The sequence below is a fragment of the Phaeobacter porticola genome, assembly GCF_001888185.1.
GTDB classification, from domain to species: domain Bacteria; phylum Pseudomonadota; class Alphaproteobacteria; order Rhodobacterales; family Rhodobacteraceae; genus Phaeobacter; species Phaeobacter porticola.
This window is the reverse complement of the sequence record NZ_CP016364.1, coordinates 3007267-3026305: the sequence shown is the minus strand read 5'-3', so window position 1 is coordinate 3026305 and position 19039 is coordinate 3007267. Positions and strand designations below refer to the sequence as shown.

The following is a 19039-nucleotide window of genomic DNA, read 5'->3' as shown; positions in this document are numbered from 1 at the left end:
GGCTTTTTAGGCCCGATAAAACAGATAACGACCGGGTGGAATGCCTTCAGGGCCTGCAAGCTCGACAAAACCGACGAGCGGTTGGCCTGAGACGACTATCCCGCCGGGCACCATTACAGCGGCGATAATTGGCGACAGGGCTGCGGCCTCTGCCACGTCCTGTTCCTTGACGCCAAAGCCAAGATCATAATGTGCCAGTACAATGGACGGCGCATCGTGGGCCAACTGTTCCAGCATTGGGCGGGCTTCGCCTTGCAGAAAATCCGCCGCGGGCGGGACGCAGGATGGATGGCATTGCAACACCCGGTCAATGACGCGCACCCGTCGATGTGGCAGGGTTTCGCGCAGATGATCATAGGTGCGCCCGTTGCCAAGGCCAATGTCAAGAACGTCACCGTTCAAGCTACCGACCTGCTCGGCGGCCCAGTTCAATCCATCCCGCTGCGCAGTCAGGCGGCGCAGCATGGAATCCAATCGGCTCATTCAGATAATCCTTTCGTCGAATACCCATGCGCGCCCAGGGCCGTCCAAGAGGCGGCGCATTAGGTCTTCGCAAAACCCCCAGGTCGCATCGTCCTGAACCAGATGGTGGGTCAGGATGCCGTAGGGTTCGGCAACATCGGCGTTGCCCTTTCGGCGTGCAGCAAGCTGAGTAACGACCTGAGACAGTAACAAAGTGGGCGGCACCAGAGCGCGCGCTCCCCTCCAATCAATCGGATCGAGATGTGTGTTTATCTGCCACAATCCCGGCGCGGCCTTTGCGCGTTGCCGTGGCGTGAATGTCGAAAGGGCGGTGAAGCCGATACCAGCAAGCCAAGGCTCTAGCTCTGGTGCAATGCGGTTCCATGGGGGCACAAACATCGGACGCAGATCGTCGCCAAACATCTCGCGCATCCTGGACAGCCCGTTTTCGGCATCGACCAGCACGTCGTCAATTGGCCGATGGCTGCCAAATTCGGTTTTTTTCTCTTGTGCGGGGGCGTGGTTCTGATGCGCCCAGCCATGGACAACAGGAACCAGAGTATCTGTCGCTGTCACCTGTTTGGCCAGCTCATGCGTCGCATCCCGCGCTACGATTGCAAGATGGGCGGGTAGGGCCAACCGCTCTGACAGGTTGGTCAATCGGTCCAAATGTGCTGTGGGCGCAATCGCATCATCATCCCGCCACCATACTGGCAGGATCAATCCTTCGTCCTGCCAACGGGCAAGTTCCTTGTCCAATGCAGTCCAATCGGGGGTCATGCGCGCTCCTTTGCCATGTCGTGGGCAATCTCTACCGTTCGTGCGGCGCCGTCAAATCGGAAGCTGTCGGTTGGTCGCTGTGGGGCTGCAATGACTTGATCTACCGCTGCGCAGAGCCGTTCAGGGGTCAGCTCCGCAGATGTGATTGCGGCGATCCCGTTCAGCTGGGTCAGGCTGTTGGCCCGTAGGGACTGCTCGACCTCCTTGCCGGCATCGAATGGCACAATGACGGCGGGCACCCCGGTTTGTAACAGATCCAACGCGGTGTTGTAGCCGCACATGCTGACAGACGCCGCAGCACCGTCCAACATCTGGCGAAAATCGGGACGCGCAGGTTCCAGCACCGCAGGAGACTTGGAGGTTTTTAAGGCTGCAATGCGAGCCCTTGCATCGCGACCGCCGACCAGAATGCGCCAGCGCATACCTGGACGTAGCTGTGCCGCTGCAACCGCTGTGCGATAGAGCGCGTCACCAACACTGCCACCACCGCCACTGACCAGTATTTCGCCCTGTCCAAGCCCCTGAGGATGGGGATCCGGAACCTGCGGCGCGACATAACCGGTGTAGCGCAACATTTTTGATAGTGCAGGCGTAACCGGCCAAGACGTCGCAAGCTGTGTGGCCTGCGGGTCGGAATGCACCAAGACTCCGTCGTAGTGGGCTGCCAGAGCGGCTTCGGCTTCGTTTGCCTTTTTGGGCGTCGACGGCGGCGCAAGGATGTCGCGGATCGACGAGAGGATGACCGGGCGCCGAGGCAGAGACTTGGCCGCAGCCAGCAACGCGATAAATTCGCGTCGTAGGCTGCGTCGGCCAAAGGGGTAGAGTTCCGTGATTAGTACATCAGGCTGCATGTCGCGCAGACAGTTGCACAGTTGGAAGATGCGGTCGTCGAAATAGGCATCATCGGCCACAGCACCGTCAGGTGTCAGCAGTCGGGAAAAATCGACCCCGTCGGACCGCAAAGGGGGTAGCTGCATCAATTCGACACCACTTTGATCCAAGTGCTGTGCCTCTCCGCCACCGGAGACGACAGACACCGGGTGCCCCGCCATCGCAAAAGCGCGGCCCAACGTCAGCGCGCGTGATAAATGCCCGGTGCCAAGGAGATGTGTGACTGCAATGAGAACTTTCATGCAAGATCCCGCCTTGCAAGACGTATGGGATCTGGAAGCGCGTGTAGCTCATCACCGTGCACTTCGACCACAAATAGCCGATTGCGTTTGATCTGAAACGGGGCGGGCCCATCAAAATCCCATCCATGAGCCCGCGCCAGTATCATGCGCATGATGCCAATATGGCAAACCGCCACCGTGTCATCGGTCAAACGGTCCAGCCAGGGAGCAATGCGATCCCAGACCTCTTGCGGACTTTCGCCGCCAGGGGGGCGATAATCCCAGCCCCAATGCTCGATATCGCGAAAACCACTGCTAGGATCCGCTTTTAGGTCGACACCGAGCTGACCCTCCCAATCGCCCCAGTTCATTTCGATCAGTTCTGGTGCCGCCAGGGGGGCGTGACCAGCAATCAGTTGTGCCGTCTCGGCGGCACGCTTCAGCGGGCTGGACCAGAGATCGGCACAATCCCAAGGGGCGGGCAGAGTTTGTGCCGCGAGTTCGGAGCGCGCGGCGGCATCCAGCTCAATGTCGCTACGCCCTTGAATCCGACCTGCCCGGTTCCAGTGGGTATGGCCGTGACGCAAGAGGGCAAGTCTGATCATGGGGTGATCTCCAGCAAGGGGGTGAGAGCAGACCAGAGCGTTTTTGCAGCTGCTGGTGCAAGATGTCGGTCAGTAATGTGCGTGCGGACGCGGCAGGCTTGGCGACGAAGCAAATCGGCGTCGGTCAAAAGCCTCGACATCGCCGCGGCGAAGCCCGTTGGGCCGACCTCTGGTGTCGGCGAGAGATCAGCATCTTCCCACGGGGCCACCACATCGCGCAGGCCCGGACGGTCTTGCGCCAGTACTGGGAGGCCATGGGATTGGGCCTCAAGATAGACCATGCCAAAGGCTTCATTGACACCAGGCCAGACAAAGAACGACGCCCGTTGGTAAGCGGCTGTCAATGCGTCAGCCTGCAATTGACCTAAAAAGCGCACCTGATTTCCAAACGGAGCCATCAGGGCCTCAACCTCTGCGCGGGCCGGACCGTCGCCTGCGATCTCCAGCTGCCAAGTGGCGGGGATCTCAGCCAGCGCCGCTGCCAGAATACGATAGGACGCCAGCTTGTCTCCCGTCCGCATCATGCCAACGCTTAGCATCGGACCAGAGAGTGCACTTGCCGTCGGCAGGGTGCCGCCGGGCAGGAAAGGGGAGAGATGAATCAGCTGCTGTTCAGCGCAACGATCGCGCAGAAGCGTTTCGTGGTCCTGAGAGGTGAGATAGAAGATCACCGCCGCCGCATCAGCCGCATCATGTGCGGCCTTTGCAAAATCTGCCCAAGGGCCAATCAGCCGTTTTTTTGCGCGAGTAGATTCTATTTGAACATAAGGAATGCCCAAGCGATCTGCGACCTCGGGTCCAATCAGGTCGGGGGCCTTGTAATAATTGTGATAAGTGAGCCAAAGCACTGGACGCTCGGTCTCGGGTAGGGCCGCAAGCTCGGCACAGAGCCTGTCAACCTCAAGCGCGGCTTTGGTCCGCATGACCTTCTGCCGTTTGGGATCTCCAAGTTTGTCGTAGATCCGCAACTCGGTGATGAGGGTCACTTCAGCCCCCGTCTTTGATAACAATCCCATCAGGTTGCGCGCCATTTCGCGATCCCCAGATGGAACCGGATGCTGGGGCGATTTCATCGGGGCATAAAACGCGATGTGGTGGCCGTGGCCCGGCTTCATGCGCCACGCATCATCGCAGTCAGACGTTCTGACAGGCGCGCGATGCCTGGGTCCATGCCAAAATCCTTGCGCAGCCGTCCTAGTGCGGCCTCTGCCATACTGGCGGCTTTTTCCGGGTTCCGGCTTAGCATCAGGATCGCCTCTGCCAGGGCTTCGGGGCTGTCATCGCTCAGCAGGCCATGTGTGCCGTTATCAATGAACTCCGGGATCGCAGAGACAGAGGTGGAGAGGATCGGTAGGCGTTGTGAGGCCGCTTCCATCAACACGTTGGGCAACCCGTCGCGATCGCCGTCTTTGGCAATACGGCTGGGCAATACGAACAGATCGCAGGCCCGCATAGCTGTGATCACCTCTGGCTGGTCGCAGGCGCCACGCCAGGTGATACGATCACCGACACCCGCATCTTCGGCGATGCCTTGCAACAGATCACGCATCTCTCCGCCGCCGATATGGGTCCAATGCCAGTCTAATGTCTGCGGTAATAAGGCGAGCGCCGCAATCAGCCGGTCAAAGCCCTTCTTTTCGACGAGGCGGCCAACCGACATCAGGTGCAGCGGATCACCGGGCGCACGCCACTTGCGTTGCGGTGGCGATGGAAAACGCGACAGGTCTAGCCCATGGTAGATCAGATCGACCCGGTCGCTGTGATCAGCTATATTTTGCAGATGCTTGGCACCAAAACCGGTGCATGTCGCGCCAAAAACTGCGCCGTGATGGTCAGCCGACAGCTTCTCTCTCAGCTCCCAATCGGGTGAAGTCCAGATATCCTTGGCGTGGGCGGAAAAACTCCAGGGCAGCCCGCGCATGATTGCAGCGTAACGCGCAACAGATGATGGCGTATGCAGAAAATGGGCATATAGGCCCAACACCTCATCCGGCATTTCAGCAGCCAGAACACAGGCCTGGCCAAAGCGGCGAATACGATTGGGGCTTGGGTCGCGGCGCAGGTCATCGCGCCAGATCTGATAAGCGGTACGATAGCCCGGCATCGCTTGCGCCTGTGTTCGGGCCGCCCACACTCGGTCGGGTTCCTGATAGAGATATTCAGGTAGATAGCGCACTGTAGCGGTTAGTTTCTCGTGCAGGGGATGCCGTTTCACATCGGTGGGATGACGCAGAGACCAGATCTCAAAACTATGGCCTGCTGCTTCCAGCGCGACCAATTCCTGTGCGATAAAAGTCTCCGAGAGACGGGGCCAGCCCTTGACCACAACAGCGAGCGGCGGGCGCAGAGCGTCGGTCATCACAGAGCCTTTCCAGCAGTGCCGTGTAGCAACGCCTCAACCCGGTCGGTAACATAGTCCAACCCGTCAAGCAGGCCGTCCGGGATTGCAGCGGAGGGTGGTGGCTGATCGACAAGGGCGCGGATCGCGCGGATCATCGCCTCTGGTGTCCAGCCGTCACGGGTTTCGTCCAGCATCGCAGTAAGACCCAATTCCTCGGCCCGACTGGCCCGGATCCACTGTTCCAGACGCGGCGTAGTACGGGGCACGATCACGGCGGGTTTGTCAAAGGACAATACCTCGCAGAAGGTGTTGTAGCCGCCCATGCACACCACGCCTTGCGCGCCTGCAAACAGGGTTTCGATTTCTGATTCAAAGCCGACTGCAGTGACCCGACCATTCAGAGCGGCAACACGTGTTTCGAATTCGGTCCGCGTGTCACCGGACAGGAACGGTCCGTAGACCAGCATTGCACGGGGCGCCAGATCAGGATCGCGCTCATACGCGGTCAGTACAAGATCAACCATCATCGCGCCATCGCCACCGCCACCGGGGGTAATTAACACATAAGGCTGTTCCGGCGGCGTTCCCAGATCCCCCAGATCACGCCGCAGGTAGCCGGTCCAATGCATGCGCGCCTGAGCCGCTGCGCTGATGGGGAGGCCAGCCGTCGGGTCGTAGACCGATCGCACGCCGTAGACCCAAATCTCGTCGTAGAAGCGTTCTGTTGCGGCAACGGCATCCTTGCGCGTCCATTCAGCGGCCAGCACATCAGGTTCATCGAGCACATCGCGCAGGCCAAGGATCTGCTGAGTTTGGCCTTTTTCGTGCAGTTCTTCCAATGTTGGCAACAACTCACCACGAAAGCCGGTTGGTTCCTTGTCCACTATCAATACATCGGGCGCATATTGACGAGCAGTAGATCGGATCAGCCCAGCACGCAGGGTTGTTGTCTCTTCGATCGACATACCCATAGTGCGCGAGTCGTATGACCCGTCTGAGCGCTTGATGACACCGGGCAGACGCACATGGTCGACCCGCGATGGAAAGGCAAAGCGACCCGCAACAGGAGACCCAGTAAGGATCAGGGCTGAAGCTGTCGGATCTGCCGCCGTGATGGCCCCTGCCAGCGCACGGGAGCGGCGCAGATGGCCCAAGCCAAACGTGTCGTGGCTGTAGAGCATGACCCGCGCACCGCGAGACGCTTTTAGGGGGGCATTGGCTGTCATGGCTGGGCCTGCATCTGATGAAAAGAGGTTGGCGTGACCGAGAAAGCAGCAATGAAACATGCCGATCGACATGGACTTGCTAGTAACCAGATCAAGTGATGTGAGGTACGGCACAGATGGTTCACAAAAACCGCAACATCGTGGCGACGAGTGCAGGACACTGAACAGGCCTGGCCATCCGCAGGATGAGCGGGTCTGCGTGTGGGCTCGGCTAGGGTCCGCCTCAGCATAGTGTCGCCTCAGGTTGCACAGCCTGACACGCAACGGGCCAAGGCACAGATTATTGTTGCGTCAGATCCCAGACTTGCACGACGGCAAACGGCGTCCACCGGCGTCGCCTTGTCGTTGCGTCCGGGGTGGTACGCTGAATTTTCTATAACGCGCAGAGGCATAAGTTGCAATCAAGCGCTGCGCAGCGATGATAATCCGGGTTCGGGTCCTGTCTCCAGGTGCAAAGACTTGATATTTGCCGCGTTTTGCGGCCTTGGTTGAATAATGGTTACAAATTAATGGGGTGGCGCATATGTGGCGGCTGATATCGCAGTTTCTTGTTTTCATAGCACTTGGGGTGGCTTTGGCCGTCTTCAATGCTGGAAATGTGTCGGCTCAGTCCACAGTCACGAACGCTGGTGACAATCTTGCCAAGGCGATTGAGCAAGCCGCAGATAGCGGCGTTGGTGTCATCATTGTTGATGGTCGCGGTAAATTGGTGTCCCCAGGCGAGACGCCGGACGGCGCCACACCCATCCCTGCCAGCGACCAGATGGAAGGTGCCTCGGCGCTGATGAAGGCGCAGTCTGAGGTGGACGAATTTGGCGGCGCGCTGAAAAGCCGGCTTGAGGCAATGCCCTATTCGATCTTTGAGGTACAGTATATTCTGCGCCAGACCAGCCCGGACGGGCGTATCATCACCTATGTAAAGGTGCTTGGGTGGAGCCTTTTTCTGCTGTTTATCGGCCGTTGGGTGTCGGTTGAGATATATGGTAAACGTATTGCCAAGAAACTTGTGGTCTCCCGTATCAAAGAACACCCTGAAGGCTATCAGGATAAGATGCCATTTCTGGTGTTCCGATTCATCATGGGAGTGGGTGGAACCATCTTTGCAATGGTTTTTGCGCTCCTGACCTCCTATTTGATTTTTGGCAGCTCTGGTAATGCGTCGGTGAAATTTACAGTCACCGCCATTTATACTGCTTTCTTTTTGTCCCGGTCTGTCTCTGACTTGTGGCGCATGGTGCTGTCACCCTATCTGCGTCAATATCGGATCCCGGTGTTTTCTGACAGGGACGCGCGACATCTCTACATCTGGGCTTCAGCGCTGGCGACTTATGATATCTGTTCGGTGCTCTTTGCCACTTGGGTCGGGGACTTTGGGCTCAACTATAATGTTTATGCGCTGGTCTATGGCGTGCTGGCGCTGGTCGGGACATTGGGCAATTTGCTCATGGTGGTCATCAACGCGCGTGCCATTTCCAACGCGATCCGTGCAGGCCGTCCACCAGAGGCATGTTCCTGGCTGGTGCGCCTGCTGTCCGTAGCCTGGGCACCGGTACTGATACTCTACATTGTCTTTGGCTGGCTGGAACTGGCCTTTGACCTGGTGCTCGAGCGGGATATGTCACTGCCGCTGATGGCGGGCAGCTATTCTGTATTGACCTCAATTCTCGTGGTCTACGGGATCATCAACTACGTGATCGAGAAGTTCTTCAATCGTGCGCACAAACGGGTGCTTATCAGCAGCTCGGATGAGAACGGCGAAAACGATACCGAAGGAGAATCGGATGCTCCAACGCCGATTCAACAACGGCACCCAATTGCCACGTTCGAAGATCTGGCGCGCCGTATTGCGGGTATTCTGGCCTTCACCGTTGGCTTCTTTGCCATGGTCACAATCTGGAATCCTGAAGCTGCCTGGATGGAAAATTCACGCCTGGACCGGATGAGCGATGTGATCGTGATCCTGTTCATCGGCTATATCGTCTACCACATTGCCAGAATCTGGATCGACAGCAAGATCGATGAAGAGGTCGGTGAAATGCCGGTGGGAGAGTTGGGCGATGAGGGCGGCGCTGGCGGAGCAAGCCGGTTGGCCACTCTGTTGCCATTGTTCCGGGGGGCAATCCTTGCGGTGGTTGTTGTTTCGATCATCCTGATCGTGTTGATGGAGCTTGGCATCAATGTCAGCCCGTTGTTCGCTGGTGCTGGTGTTGTTGGCCTGGCGGTTGGCTTTGGTTCGCAGACGTTGGTGCGCGACATCTTCTCTGGTGCGTTCTTTCTGGTCGATGATGCGTTTCGCAAAGGCGAATATATCGACATCGGTGATGTCAAAGGCACGGTCGAACGGATTTCGGTTCGTTCTTTCCAGCTGCGCCACCACCTAGGCGCGCTACATACGATCCCCTTTGGCGAAATCCGTGTTCTGACAAACTATTCTCGTGACTGGGTGATGATGAAACTGCCGCTGCGTGTGACTTATGACACCGATGTCGAGAAGGTGCGCAAGCTGATTAAGAACCTCGGCCAGGAACTCTTAAGTGACCCGGTGATCGGCGACACGTTCATTCAACCGCTGAAATCGCAAGGGGTGATTGAAATGCAGGATTCTGCGATGATCATTCGGGTGAAGTTCATGACAAAACCCGGCGATCAGTGGTTGGTGCGCAAAAAGGTCTTCCAAGACATCCGCGATCTTTTTGCGCGCGAAGGGATCAAGTTTGCGCACCGCGAGGTGACGGTACGCCTTGCCGAGGATCAGGCAGATCTGCCCCCTAAAGAAAAGCGGGATTTGGCCGCAGGTGCGGTTCAGGCCGCGATTGATGAGGATCTGATGGATGTAAACGATGGGGGTGGTGACGATCGCTGATACGTCAGTTGCTCCAGACCGGTTCTGCCGTATCTGATGCCATGGCAGGCCGGTCCCAACGCATCTGTGTTGTGCCAAGTGATAATGGTGGCAGCAACCGGTTCCCTGGTCCCCAACTCGTCGCCTCTTGGATGGGTTCATAGTCACTGTTGACTGCTCCGGTCAGATTGTCGGCGCGGGCTGCATTGCCAGTGACTTGGCGCTCTGTCAGATCTGCTAAGGCCTTGGCCGTGCGGGCGAGCGATAGGTGGGCATCGGCAACCGGTTCACCTCTGGTTGCCTGTGCCAAAGAATGCAGTACAGCTGCTGCCATTAGATAGCCGGTTGCATGGTCCAATGCTTGAACCGGCAGCGGAACAGGTTTCGCGTCAGGGTTAAGCTGTGACGGATAACCCTCTGCCCAATGGCGCCCTTTGTCGGCAATACCACTGCTCATCTGGACCAAACTGTCAAAGCCGCGGCGTTGAGCCCAAGGGCCGGTCCAGCCATATGCATTTAAACGCACGTCAACTAGGTTCGGTACAAGTTCGCGTAGCTTTGTCTTGCTGTAACCCAACCCGTCAAGCGCACCGGGACGGTAGCCGTGGACCAATACATCCGTCTCTGACAGGAGGGTTTCGAAGCGGTCGCGCCCATCCGATGTACGCAAGTCCAGCGCCGCCATATGCTTTCCCAGTGCGATGTCCTGTAGAACGCCAGGTTCATCCCAATTGGGCGGATCGATCCGTAGAACTGTGGCGCCAAACCCAGCAAGTGTTCGTGTCGCCACAGGGCCTGCCAGCACCCGTGTCAGGTCCAGAACTCGCAATCCCGCCAGTGGACGTTCCCGCGTTGCCATTGACCGCTTGCGCAGATAAATCCGGCGAGGGCTGTCAAACTGGATCAACGGCTCTGCCCCGACGGCCTGACCTTGGGGGTGGACCTGCCAGTCGGCGTGGGTGCGCATAGTGGCTGCGACTCCGCCTGCTGCGACAACGGCCTGCTCCAATGTCTGCCCTGACAGCTGAGCGACTGCGTTGCGCACGGCACTGGGGTCGGCTGGACAGTCCAAGGCCGCAAGCGCCGCGTCCCGGTGATGGCGCAGGTTGGTATGGAGCCTTATCCACCCATCGGCGGTACGATAATCGCCTGCCAGCGGGTCCCATAGGTTTGGCATTTCCCAGCCTTGGGGGCGAAAACTATAGCGAAACCAGAGTGCGGCGAGACGTTGATCAACGGTTACCTGAGCAGGGCTGGCAGTTAGGTTCTGCGCAGCCATCAGATCCGCCAACGCAACGCCGACTGCTGCGATCGAACGCTGGGCCAGTTCATCCACTGCATAGCAGCTGCTCCAGCCCCTGCCTGGGGCCAAACAAAAATCATTGCCGTCGGGAAGATCGCGCATGGTCGCCTCCAGTGTTGTTGTAAGTCGGCGGGCAGGCCTATTGTTGATAGGGATCCAGACTATCGCGCAGACCGTCGCCAAGGAAATTGAACGCCAGAACCACAATAATAATCGGTAGCATGGGGATCGCAGTCCAGGGGTAGATCTCGATCGAGGCGAGGTTCTGAGCATCATTCAGCATGACCCCCCAGCTTACCGCCGGGGCACGTAAGCCAAGACCCAGAAACGATAATGCGGTCTCACCAAGGATCATTGCGGGAATCGATAGCGCGGCCGAAGCGATGAGATGTGACATGAAGTTCGGCAGCAGGTGTTTGCGGATCACCCGGCCAGAGGATGCCCCCATCATCTCGGCCGCGCGTACATATTCCTCTTCGCGTAAGGACAGAAATTTGGCCCTGACAGAGCGGGCCAAACCGGGCCAATCCAAAATGCCAAGTATGATCGAGATGACAAAAAACACTGCAACAGGGGACCAATTCGAAGGCACGGCGGCAGAGAGGGCAAGCCAAAGCGGCAATTCGGGCAGTGAGCGCAGAATTTCGATCATGCGATTGATCACCCAATCCAGCTTGCCGCCGAAATATCCGGCGAGAGAGCCAAAAAAGATCCCCAGTACAAAAGACACAGTGATGCCGATCAGACCTACAGTGAGAGACAGTTGAGCCCCATAGAGGATCCGGCTGAAAATATCACGGCCAAGGCGGTCCGATCCCCAAATGAACAGTGTCGCGCCTTCAGGCGGACAGAACAGATGAGTGTCTGCAGGGATTAAACCGGCAATTTTGTACGACGCGCCCTCGCAGAAATAGCGGAGTGCTTGCGGGTTCTCCAGATCGGGTTTGAATACCCACTGAAAGGTCTCCAGATCGGCCTCGGAGGTCATCGGGTAGATGAACGGCGCGCGCAGGCCGCCGTCGTGAAATAGATTAACGGATTGCGGTGGCGAATAGATATGTTCGCTGTCGCGATCATTCGGGCCATAGGGCGCGACAAAGCCGATGACTGGCAAGAGCAGATAGCAGATCAACAGAAAGATACCCGAGGCCAACCCCAGCTTGTGTGTCTTGAACTTTCGCCAGATCAACACCCAATTTGAGGCATCCAGGTCCTTACGCTCCGGTTCTCGCAGTGCGGCATCGGGATCGTAGGGGCGATCGTCGACATAGTGGTGGTCGTGTTGAATGCTCATCTCTTGCGCTCCTCGTAGCGGATGCGCGGGTCCAGCATCACCAAGAGCACATCAGAAATCATCGTGCCGATTAGGGTGAGCAAAGCCACGAACATCAGGACAAACCCACTAAGGAACATGTCTTGTGTTTTGAGCGCGGTCAAAAGTGTCGGCCCGATGGTTTGCAGGCCCAATACGACAGACACCAAAACAGAGCCTGAAATCATCGCGGGCAGCAGATTGCCAATATCAGCGACAAATGGATTGAAGGCCACCCGCAGGGGGTATTTGGTCAGCATGCGGGCCGGCGCCATACCCTTGGCGATTGCCGTTTCAACATAGGGCTTGCCCAACTCGTCTAGCATATTGGCCCGTAGTCGTTGCATCATCGCAGACGCCCCTGAGGTGCCGATGACAAAGGTTGGGACGATCAGGTGGATCAGAATGGATTTCACTTTGTCCCAGCTCATCGGTTCTCCCTCCATCGCCGGATCCATTAGTCCACCAATCGGCAGGTCAAAGTACTTGTGACCATAGTAGAACAGGATCAGCGCCAGCAGGAAGTTGGGCGTAGCAAGACCAAGATAGCCAACAAAGGCTGATGTATAGTCGACCCAAGTCCTAGACCGCGCAGCGGCCAGAACACCCAGCGGCAGCGCGACCATGTAGACGAACAATACGGCCGCGACATTGACCAACACAGTAAGCCAGAGGCTCTCGCCGACAATCTCGGCGACTGGTCGATCAAATTCAAAAGACCAGCCAAAATTGCCCTGTATCATGCCGGAAAACCCGTGCGGACCAGGCATGAAACCCATCCAGATCATGTATTGCTGCCAAAGTGAGCGGTCCAAGGCGTATTCCTTGCGCAGGAATTCGGCCTTGGCCACACCTGAAGACTGGCCAGAGGCCCGCAGCTCTGCAATTTGGTTCGACAGGTAGTCGCCCGGTGGCAGATTGATGATGATAAAGACAAGCACCGACACCACCAGCAGCGTCAGCAGCATGGTCCCAAATCGGTAAATGGCGTAGCGCAGGATCTCCATCAGATTGCGTTCCCTCAACCTTTGCCGTCTTCGAAGAAGAACTCATCCGGGCGGTAGATGCCAAAATGCGCGCCCGGATCCCAAGCCCAGATGCCCTTGGCCGGTACATTGCGAAGGCGCTTGCTGACGACAACAGGCTGCGGTGCTGCAGCGACCAGGCCAATTGCATAGACCTCGTCGGCATGGATCTTCAACATTTCCTGCCACACCGCTGTGCGCGCCTCATCTGTTTCCGCAGCTTCCCAGCTGTGCCAAAGTTCCAACAGCCGCTGGGCCGGGGCGAGATCCGGGGCTTCACCAACGTCGCCGCCAGTCTGGTGGAATTGTCCCCATTTGGGCCAAGACAAAAACACTTGATCGGTTGGCGCCAGATAGGCCGGAGAGGTATAGATCTGCGGCAGGCCATTGTCCCAGCCATACCAGACCGAGGCCATTGTTGTTCCTGAAAACACTCTGTTGCGCAGAATATCGCGGTCCAGTGGGCGCATCACCAGTTTGACGCCAACATCGCGCCAGTCATCTGAGATAATCTGTAGCGCGTTCTCGACCTCTTGGCGTTCGCCTGCTGTTTCCACCACCAGCTCCATCGGGCGCCCATCTGGCAGCTTGCGAATGCCATACCCATCGCGCTGGTCGAGACCGGCCTCGTCGAGCAATTTGTTGGCCAACTCGGGATCATATTGTGCCCAAGCTTTGCGCAGGGCGGGATCAAAAAATGGACTGGCCTCCAATACGGTCATGGCACCAGGTTTGGCCAGTTTGAAATAGAGCGCCTTGTTGATGCCTGCGCGGTTGATTGCAACCGATAGGGCGCGTCGAACCCGTGTGTCCCGCAGTAAGCTGCGCCACTGGTCGTCATTGACGTTTAGGTTTGGATAGATGGCGATCTGCGATGCGGTGCCATTTCCCCAAAGATAGGTTTTGTAGTTTGCTCCGTCGCTCTCGCCCTTGCGCAGGATTGGAATGTCGCGAAAGCCGAGGCCGCGAGCCTGAAGATCAGCTTCGCCCGCGTTTGCTTTGGCGGCGACCAACCCACCGGCAACAATCTCCATTTCGACGGTGTCGATATAGGGCAGCTGCACGCCATTGCTGTCGATGCGGTGGTAGTAGGGATTGCGCACAAAGAGATGGCGGATCTTCTTGCCAGAGGTGGCATTGATCCATGGCTGCAACGTTGGCAGCTCATGGTTGTCAAATTTGTACATATTGTCGAGCTTGTTGTGCAGCGCGGCCCAGCTCTTAACACGGGCATAGTCGACCTCTTCAGCGAGCTTTTCTGGATCGGCGTAGTCTGCGTGAAACTGTTTCAGATAGGTCGATGGACGATAAATAAACGGAGGGCTTGCCTGGGCCAGGCTGTGCAGGAAACTGGGATTTGGAGCGTCCCATTCATAGATCACGGTTGTCTCATCGGGGAAGCTGACCGTGGGAAGGGCGCCATTGACCCGCAAGTAATCGGGAACACCGGTGGGGTTCAGCAGCAAATTGTTTGCGACATCTTTCCACCAATACTCGAAATCGGCAGCGGTGAATGGATCACCGTTGGACCAGCGATGACCAGGGCGCAGATTCAGGGTGAAGCGGCGATTGTTCTCTACCTCAAATCCAAGCAGGATATCGGGTCGGAGGTGGTAGTCTTCATCATACCCGGCGAGCCGGGCGTAGCCATAGACCACCATCTGGCGAATATCCTTGGACCGGGTCACCATGGTGTTAAGCGTGCCACCTGGCGTGCCTGCCTCGCGGCCTTTCACATCAAGATCAACCACCAGCGGCATGTCGGGCAGGCGCTGGCCGACGGGTGGCAGATCACCAGCCTCGACCTCCTGAGCCCAGAAGTTACTTTCTTGGGCATTAGGGGCTGCGATAGCAGAGAGCGCTATCGCAGATGAGATAACAGGACCCAAAATTGCGCTTCTTGTCAGTACTAGGAAGGATCTTTGCAGATTAAACATGACAACGTACCTTATGTCCGGGCTCCACTTGCACCAGTGGCGGGGCCGAGATGCCGGAGAATTTGAAACGATCTGGCCAGCTGTCGGGTGATCCGGCGCCCTGAGCGACCAGCTTTAGATCTATTGGGCGCGCGATGCTGGGTTCTGGCTGAGCTGCGATCAGCGCCTTGGTGTAGGGGTGCTGTGGATTGTAAAACAGCGTCTCTGGGGGGGCTTGTTCAACGACCATACCACGACGCATCACGGCCACTTCATCTGCGATCCGCGCCACCACTGCCAGATCATGACTGATAAAGAGATAGGACAGCTGTTGTTGATCACGAATATCTTCTAACAGACGCAGGATCTGTTCCTGTACCGAGACATCCAATGCTGATGTCGGCTCGTCGCAAACGATCAGCGCCGGGTCCAGCATCAGTGCCCGTGCAATTGACAGGCGCTGGCGTTGGCCGCCGGAGAATGCATGCGGATAGCGAAGTAGCATATCCGGTTGCAGCCCCACCAGTCGCAGCATCTCAGCGGCGCGGTCACGACGGCTGCTGCGGGTGCCAAGACCATGAATCTCTAACGGTTCAACAATGGCGTCTTGAATCCGCATACGCGGTGAAAGGGAAGAGTAGGGGTCCTGAAACACCATCTGCGCGGCGCGCTGAAACTTCTTGCGCGCGCTCCGGTCCAGATCGTGCACTGCAATTGGGGCGGCCTCGCTCGTTGCACGAAACAACACCTCGCCGCCCAGATCTGGAGGCTCTGCGCCAAGCGCAATGCGTGCCGCAGTGGTTTTCCCAGATCCGCTCTCCCCGACGATGGCCAGCGTCTTGCCACGGGGCAGCGACAGATTCAGCTCTTTGCAGGCGTGGATCAAGGTTGGTGCCGACCATCCCTTGCCCGCCCGCAGTGCATAGGTTTTTGAAACGTTGCGCATTTCAAGGATGATATCAGCCTGAGGAACCGGCGACACGGGTTCCGGGGTCTCAGGGATTTCCGGTGCTGCCTTGAACAGAGCCTGCGTATAAGGGTGGGCTGGCGCGCCCAGTACGGCATTCGCGCTCCCGGCTTCCATGACGCGGCCCTTGTGCATGACCACAACTTGCTCGGCCATATTTGCCACGACACCCAGATCATGAGTGACCAGGATCATTGCCATGCCGGTGTCGCGTTGCAGGTCTTTCATCAGGCCCAACACCTGCGCCTGCGTTGTCACATCTAGGGCGGTGGTGGGTTCATCTGCGATCAACAGATCCGGTTTGGCCACCATTGCCATCGCGATCATGGCGCGTTGGCGCATGCCTCCGGACAGCTCGAACGGGTAGGATTTGTACGTGCGTTCGGGGTCGGGAAATCCGACACGTTCAAAACAGGTTAGAACCTCGCGTTTGGCTGCGCGTTCGCTTTTACCGCCATGTAACCAAAGCACTTCGGCGACTTGGTTGCCAATGCGGTGCAAGGGCGAGAGAGATCGCATCGGTTCCTGAAAGATCATCGCGATTTCATTGCCGCGAATGTCACGCATCTGCCGTTCACCCAGCGTGCGCAGGTCACGTTCGCCACCACCATTGACCCCGCGCCAGATCATTTGTCCGGATCGGATCTGGGCGGCCTTAGGCAGAATGCGCAGCACAGCTCTGCAGGTTACGGTCTTGCCAGATCCGCTTTCACCAACAAGCGCAACGGTTTCACCTGGCGAGACGGAAAAATTCACGTCCCGTACAACAGATTCATCCCGGCCAAAGCCGATACTAAGGTTTTCGACAGACAGCAGTGGCGTCATTTAGCCTAAGCCGCCCAGCTGTTGAGACGCTGGCATCGCGGTTACATATCCCCTGTTTTTTTCGCCTACTGTCGCGCGCCATTAGGGCAATAGTCAAATCCCATTTCGATCCCATAAAGATCACTGTCGAAAAATTGAGCGCCCGAGAGGCCCGTGATCTCGTATTGCGTGTAGGTGATGCATAGTCTGTGCATACTACACATTCACGACAATCTCTGTCAGAGCTATCGCAACAGGCAGACTTCGCCGCCACCAGTCACCCCGAGGGAAAAAGCCATGAGCGAGCAACGCACCACCACCCGGCTGGATTTGTTCATCGACCGTATGGTATCGCAGCGCGCCTGTCTGGATGCAGCAATCGCCAAGACAGCGGGACGCGCTGAGCCGGTGTTTGAATTGGGCCTGGGCAACGGGCGTACGTTTCACCACATGCGCGAACGTATCCGCGACCGCGACATTTACGTGTTTGAACGCGCTGTCGCCTCGCATCCCGATAGCACCCCGGCTGAAGAGCTGACTATTTTGGGTGATGTTCGCGACACGCTACCCGCTGCATGTTCGCGGTTTCCTGTCGGCGCTAGCCTGATCCATGCCGACCTGGGCGGGCACAGCAGGGAAAAGAACGACATGTTTGCCCGGATGGTTTCGCCGTTGGTGGAGCCGCTGTTGTCAGTCGGGGGGCTGATGGTGTCGTCGGATCGGATGTATTTTGACGCATTGGAAGAGCAACCTCTGCCTGACGGAGCTGTCCCCGGCCGTTGCTATATCTATCAACGGATCAGCTGAGCCTATAGTTTATCCTAGGCATGTGTGCGTGTCGTTGCGACGTGGGGTTTGTCTGGCGCTGGAACGACGACCGGACCTAGGCTGATGTGTGCGCAGGCTGCGCAGGTCAGACGAGAGGTTGGGATATGATTTTTTACGATTGCAGCACTGCGCCGAACCCAAGACGCGCACGGATGTTCATTGCGGAAAAGGGCCTGCAAATAGAAACCCGCGACATCTCCATCGCTAAGGGAGAGCAATTATCCGAAGCGTTTCGGTCGATCAATCCACGTGCCACTATTCCGGTATTGGTGACGGACGACGGCCTGACGCTGACTGAGAACTTGGGTATCGCGGCCTATCTGGAGGCATTGCACCCGGACCCGCCCTTGATGGGGCGCACACCCGCCGAGAAGGGGCAGGTATTGATGTGGCATGCTATTGTGGAAGCTCAGGGTGGTCTGCCCATTGGCGAAGCGCTGCGCAACAGTCATCCGGCGTTCGCTCATCGTGCCATCCCTGGCCCGGAAAATTATGCGCAGCTGCCCGAACTGGCCGAGCGTGGGCGTGCGCGCACCAAGAAATTCTTTGACCTGCTGGAGGCTCGTCTTCAGCAAAGTGCTTATGTGGCGCTGGATCACCTGACCCTTGCTGATATTGCGGCTTTTGTCTTTGTTGATTTTGCGCGGGTTATCAAAATGCGAATTCCTGAGAGCAGTACCGCGACACATGCGTGGCACGACCGCATAGCGGAGCGGCCCAGCGCCCGGCTTTGACAACCCCGTCCCGAACGGATGGACAGCGGGTTCAAACACCGGCAGGTTAGCGAGACAGATGCGGCGCTTTGGGCGCTTCTTCGATCTCGCAGCCCAGAGGCACAGTATGTCAGACAAACCCATCCTGCATCGCGACAATCCCGATGCTACACCGTTGATTGGCAATGTTAAGGTGACACGCGCCGATTGGCTGAACGTGGCGATGGACGTGCTTATCACGGATGGTGTGGAGCAGGTCAAAGTACTGGCGCTGGCAGAGAGAATGGGTGTCTCACGCTCGTCGTTCTATTGGTATTTCAAGTCACGGCAGGATCTGCTGGATGCGTTGCTGACTATGTGGGAGCAGACCAATACCACTGGTATGATCGGACAGGCAGAAGCTGCGGCAGAGACCATTACCGCAGCTGTGCTGAACGTTTTCCGGTGCACGGCCAATCCACAATTGTTCAACACCGCCTTGGATTTTGCAGTGCGTGACTGGGCACGAAGATCTGGCCATGTACGGAATATTCTGGACATGTCCGATGGTCGCCGAATCGACGCTCTGACAGCCATGTTTCTGCGCTACAACTATGCCGAACGCGAGGCGCTGACCCGCGCAAAAGTTCTGTATTACATGCAGTTAGGGTATGACATGGCGGGTCTGAACGAACATTACGATCAGCGGTTGAGTATGACAGATGCCTATCTGGAGGTGTTCACTGGTCAAGCGGCCAGCCCCGCAGAGCTGGCCGAGTTTGCAAGTTACGCCAAGCAGTATTGGCGTCCATGATCATCCGACA

At 57.5% G+C, this 19039-nt stretch carries 16 protein-coding genes; 4 read left to right on the top strand and 12 right to left on the bottom strand.

The window, feature by feature from the left end:
- Window positions 1-6: 6 nt before the first annotated feature.
- The 7 genes from PhaeoP97_RS14410 to PhaeoP97_RS14380 are packed head-to-tail and all read right to left on the bottom strand — an operon-like array spanning window position 7 to window position 6526.
- Window positions 7-483: a class I SAM-dependent methyltransferase gene (locus PhaeoP97_RS14410; protein ID WP_072505651.1), complete on the bottom strand. Its 477-nt coding sequence runs from the start codon at window positions 481-483 to the stop codon at window positions 7-9.
- Window positions 484-1242 (bottom strand): polysaccharide deacetylase family protein, encoded by a 759-nt coding sequence (locus tag PhaeoP97_RS14405; RefSeq protein WP_072505650.1) that lies wholly within the window; start codon window positions 1240-1242, stop codon window positions 484-486.
- Window positions 1239-2375, bottom strand: coding sequence for a glycosyltransferase family protein (locus PhaeoP97_RS14400; RefSeq protein WP_072505649.1), 1137 nt, complete (start codon window positions 2373-2375; stop codon window positions 1239-1241). Before PhaeoP97_RS14400 ends, PhaeoP97_RS14405 begins: the two co-directional genes overlap by 4 nt.
- Complete coding sequence (locus PhaeoP97_RS14395) at window positions 2372-2959, bottom strand: histidine phosphatase family protein (RefSeq protein ID WP_072505648.1); 588 nt, start codon at window positions 2957-2959, stop codon at window positions 2372-2374. Before PhaeoP97_RS14395 ends, PhaeoP97_RS14400 begins: the two co-directional genes overlap by 4 nt.
- The gene (locus tag PhaeoP97_RS14390) at window positions 2956-4074 is read right to left on the bottom strand and encodes a glycosyltransferase family 4 protein (RefSeq protein ID WP_237028946.1); all 1119 of its coding nucleotides are present in this window, start codon (window positions 4072-4074) and stop codon (window positions 2956-2958) included. The genes PhaeoP97_RS14395 and PhaeoP97_RS14390 overlap by 4 nt, the downstream gene beginning before the upstream one ends.
- Window positions 4071-5318 (bottom strand): glycosyltransferase family 4 protein, encoded by a 1248-nt coding sequence (locus tag PhaeoP97_RS14385; protein WP_072505647.1) that lies wholly within the window; start codon window positions 5316-5318, stop codon window positions 4071-4073. Before PhaeoP97_RS14385 ends, PhaeoP97_RS14390 begins: the two co-directional genes overlap by 4 nt.
- Entirely contained in the window at window positions 5318-6526 is a 1209-nt protein-coding gene (locus PhaeoP97_RS14380; protein WP_072506502.1) for a glycosyltransferase family protein, read from the bottom strand. The genes PhaeoP97_RS14385 and PhaeoP97_RS14380 overlap by 1 nt, the downstream gene beginning before the upstream one ends.
- Before the next feature lie 523 nt (window positions 6527-7049).
- Between PhaeoP97_RS14380 and PhaeoP97_RS14375 the strand changes: the two genes are divergently transcribed.
- Window positions 7050-9389, top strand: a complete 2340-nt coding sequence (locus PhaeoP97_RS14375) for a mechanosensitive ion channel domain-containing protein (protein ID WP_072505646.1) — start codon at window positions 7050-7052, stop codon at window positions 9387-9389.
- Between the two features lie 4 nt (window positions 9390-9393).
- Here the strand turns inward: PhaeoP97_RS14375 and PhaeoP97_RS14370 are convergent, their stop codons facing one another.
- Genes PhaeoP97_RS14370 through PhaeoP97_RS14350 form a run of 5 tightly spaced genes read right to left on the bottom strand, consistent with a single transcriptional unit; the run spans window position 9394 to window position 16716 of the window.
- Complete coding sequence (locus tag PhaeoP97_RS14370; RefSeq protein WP_072505645.1) at window positions 9394-10773, bottom strand: CoA transferase; 1380 nt, start codon at window positions 10771-10773, stop codon at window positions 9394-9396.
- 37 nt (window positions 10774-10810) lie between these two features.
- Window positions 10811-11965, bottom strand: a complete 1155-nt coding sequence (locus tag PhaeoP97_RS14365; protein WP_072505644.1) for an ABC transporter permease — start codon at window positions 11963-11965, stop codon at window positions 10811-10813.
- A complete protein-coding gene (locus tag PhaeoP97_RS14360) occupies window positions 11962-12990 on the bottom strand; it encodes an ABC transporter permease (protein ID WP_072505643.1) in 1029 nt (342 codons plus the stop codon). The genes PhaeoP97_RS14365 and PhaeoP97_RS14360 overlap by 4 nt, the downstream gene beginning before the upstream one ends.
- A gap of 14 nt (window positions 12991-13004) precedes the next feature.
- The gene (locus tag PhaeoP97_RS14355) at window positions 13005-14945 is read right to left on the bottom strand and encodes an ABC transporter substrate-binding protein (protein WP_072505642.1); all 1941 of its coding nucleotides are present in this window, start codon (window positions 14943-14945) and stop codon (window positions 13005-13007) included.
- Complete coding sequence (locus tag PhaeoP97_RS14350; RefSeq protein WP_072505641.1) at window positions 14938-16716, bottom strand: ABC transporter ATP-binding protein; 1779 nt, start codon at window positions 16714-16716, stop codon at window positions 14938-14940. Before PhaeoP97_RS14350 ends, PhaeoP97_RS14355 begins: the two co-directional genes overlap by 8 nt.
- Before the next feature lie 276 nt (window positions 16717-16992).
- Here PhaeoP97_RS14350 and PhaeoP97_RS14345 point away from each other — a divergent pair, with 276 nt between their 5' ends.
- The 3 genes from PhaeoP97_RS14345 to PhaeoP97_RS14335 all read left to right on the top strand — a co-directional run bounded on the left by PhaeoP97_RS14345 (window position 16993) and on the right by PhaeoP97_RS14335 (window position 19029).
- Window positions 16993-17502: a class I SAM-dependent methyltransferase gene (locus PhaeoP97_RS14345; protein ID WP_072505640.1), complete on the top strand. Its 510-nt coding sequence runs from the start codon at window positions 16993-16995 to the stop codon at window positions 17500-17502.
- 125 nt (window positions 17503-17627) lie between these two features.
- Window positions 17628-18257: a glutathione S-transferase family protein gene (locus PhaeoP97_RS14340; RefSeq protein ID WP_072505639.1), complete on the top strand. Its 630-nt coding sequence runs from the start codon at window positions 17628-17630 to the stop codon at window positions 18255-18257.
- A gap of 106 nt (window positions 18258-18363) precedes the next feature.
- A complete protein-coding gene (locus PhaeoP97_RS14335; RefSeq protein WP_072506501.1) occupies window positions 18364-19029 on the top strand; it encodes a TetR/AcrR family transcriptional regulator in 666 nt (221 codons plus the stop codon).
- The last annotated feature ends 10 nt before the right edge of the window (window positions 19030-19039 follow it).